Below are 2,751 nucleotides of genomic sequence, written 5' to 3' on the forward strand. Positions count from 1 at the left end.
ATGACACCATTAACTGTTGATATAGAAATCAAATCGATATTATTATCAGCATAATCATAGATTATGGTATTACCTAAATTATCAATTCTTTCTATTAATAATCCATTCTCATTCCATTTAAATTCTTGATTTTTACCAAATTGGTCTTTAATTGATTTTATCTTATTATTCTTATAATACTCAATTTTATTGCTGCTCCCATCAGGGTGTTTAACCTCAGAGATCTTACCTATGCGTCCATTTGGTACGACAAATTTATAGACTGTTTTTTTAATTTTAGAGCTATAATTATTGTTCTCAGAGTAAAAATCACGATAATTATCAGCATTTACATACCAAGACGATTTATTAAATCCGTTAAAATAATATTCTTCTTTCTTTTTATTGGGTAATGTTACTGTTATACGATAATTTTCCCACATATCAGAGCCTGGAGAATTATATGCAACGGCACCATTTCGAATACCGTCAGCAGGCTCTATATAAAACTTTGTTGTCCCCTTCGCATCACCTAACGAAGTTACAAAACGATTATCATCATATGTCAATGATGCAGTATACCCCTCCATATCAACTAATGATATTAAGTTCCGATTCTCATCATATAAAAAAGTTGCTTTTCGTCCGAATGGGTCATCTACAGATGAAATTAAGCCTACTGCATCATAATTAAGGTGTGTCATTCTATTATGTGAATCTTCAATAGATACCATTTTTGCTTCATTGTTATAATGGAAAATCAATTTATTCCCATAAGCATCTATTTTTTCTAATAAAAAATATTGAAGAGCTTTTGTATTCTTTGGTACCCCATATATCTTCTTAGAACCGTCTGCATATATTAGGCTATATGTATCCTGATTTTCTTGAACCAACTTTGTTCTATAATAACTATCTGATTGGTATTTTCCTTGAGCATCTTTTATAAATACATCTTCACGCCCATCAGAACCAAATATAGTCACCGCCTCTCCAGGATCAACAACAAGATAAGTACCATAGTTGAACATCCATTTATTACCAAATGGTTCATTTTGAGCCAAAACACTCTGTGAGTTATAACTTAATTTAATTTCCACATTTGGACCGATTTCATTGTTATACCAGAGTGGGATATCTTTCATAAATAGGTTCATATTAACCATATTTACCGTCCAAATAGGCGCACCTTTTGAACAATCACTTTCTGGACTATCATCCGAATTATCAGGGATACTTTCCGGCAAACCTGTATCACCTTGAGGCCTTTGAATACCACAGCACCCTCCATAAGTTGATGTCATTTCCTCTTCAGACATTAATTCGCCAATAGCATTACTTCCTGTTTTAGAGAGTAATATTACATTTCCTCCCCACTCTTTTTTTATCTGTTCAGCATTGAATTGAAACCGCCTGTTCATTTGAGGATCAAAAATATTAAATTGTCCATTTTCTATATTTTCTAATACCCAATAATGTCCTTTTCCTCCCGTTGAACTTCTGCTTATTTGCAAAATAGCAGGTTCTTGTAACGTCATTAATTCATTAACTGTAGCTTTTATGGCATGAGCTTTATATTTGTATTCATTTGCTAATAGAATCAATTCAGAAATACTAAAACCATTTTCGTTATCTGGTATATATCCCAAAACACTCTCTGCATCTTCATAAAATCCATCTTTTTCTAGTAAATATGATAGGGCTCTAGTTCCACAATCAAGTAAGCTTCCTGCACTATCTTTACGAACAGATAGTTTCCTTAACCAATTTGATGCATATACTTTTAACCTCCAATCAGGCGAGTCTGAATATACTTGGCTAAAAAGATTCTTAGCTTGTTCTGAATTATTTTCCATTAACCTCAATACTGCTAGTCGACTTTTTGCTTTAGCAGTCATTAAACGGGCCCCGATATAATCAGAGTCTTTATTTTGTTCAATAATTTCATTAAAAAGTATGTTTGCTGTTGTATATTGCCCAGTAAACCTAGCGTTACATGCCATATGCAATGTCGCTTCAGAGGTCCAAGCACTATGTGGAAATTTTTGTCTAAAATTATCAAATTTATTTACAGCATCAGAGTAAGAGTGTTTATTCCAGTTTTGTATTGCTTGTCCAAATAGTTTTCGTTCCTTTTCATCATCAGAGAAATGACTAAATACATCAAATGAACTTGGTCTAACTTTATCCATAACTGGTTTTGTGGGTACAAGAACACCACCTAGTTGACCTGCGGCACTCAATTGTTCATGAGTTGGTGTTTCATTTAAATCCATTTCAATAAGCGTTGGACTAACCTGTTTTATATTTAATAATTTCTTTTCAGAACGACAGCCAGTTAGAAGTACTGCAACTATAACTAACCAAAAAACAATTCCATACTTTCTCATTTAAAACTCTCTTATTATAATAATTTCACCGCTTAGGTTATTTTCTTATTTCTCAATTACTTTATCTTTTCTTCAAATAGGCACCATTCACTAATTTCAAATCATATTGGCCTGATACTTTGTTGTATACCCAATCACCACGCCAGCGATTAAAGTCATACGCGGCTTGCAAATCAAGTTCAGTTCCATTTGGCATTTCTGCCATGTATTGACGAACTTCTTTTTGAGTTAACCCTCTATTCCACACTTGCACATCGGTTATTTGCCCTGAGAATAAATCGGTTGCTAGGTATTGTTTATTCAGCGCCCCTATCCATAATGCCAATCCTGAGCGTTTATACTTATTGTCATAATTTCGAGAAAACATCAATTCTCCATTAAT

The 2,751-nt window shown here is 33.2% G+C and carries 2 protein-coding genes; both read right to left on the bottom strand.

Annotation, left to right across the window (positions count from 1 at the left end):
- On the bottom strand, positions 1-2,369 hold a 2,369-nt coding region (locus tag AACV33_RS00820; protein ID WP_182700665.1), incomplete at its 3' end, for a cysteine peptidase family C39 domain-containing protein.
- Between the two features lie 61 nt (positions 2,370-2,430).
- Positions 2,431-2,751, bottom strand: a 321-nt coding sequence (locus tag AACV33_RS00825; protein WP_182700666.1) for a LamG-like jellyroll fold domain-containing protein, incomplete at its 5' end; no start/stop codon positions are given.

Origin of the sequence: Aliivibrio sp. SR45-2 (assembly GCF_963890165.1) — a bacterium.
Taxonomy (GTDB): domain Bacteria; phylum Pseudomonadota; class Gammaproteobacteria; order Enterobacterales; family Vibrionaceae; genus Aliivibrio; species Aliivibrio salmonicida.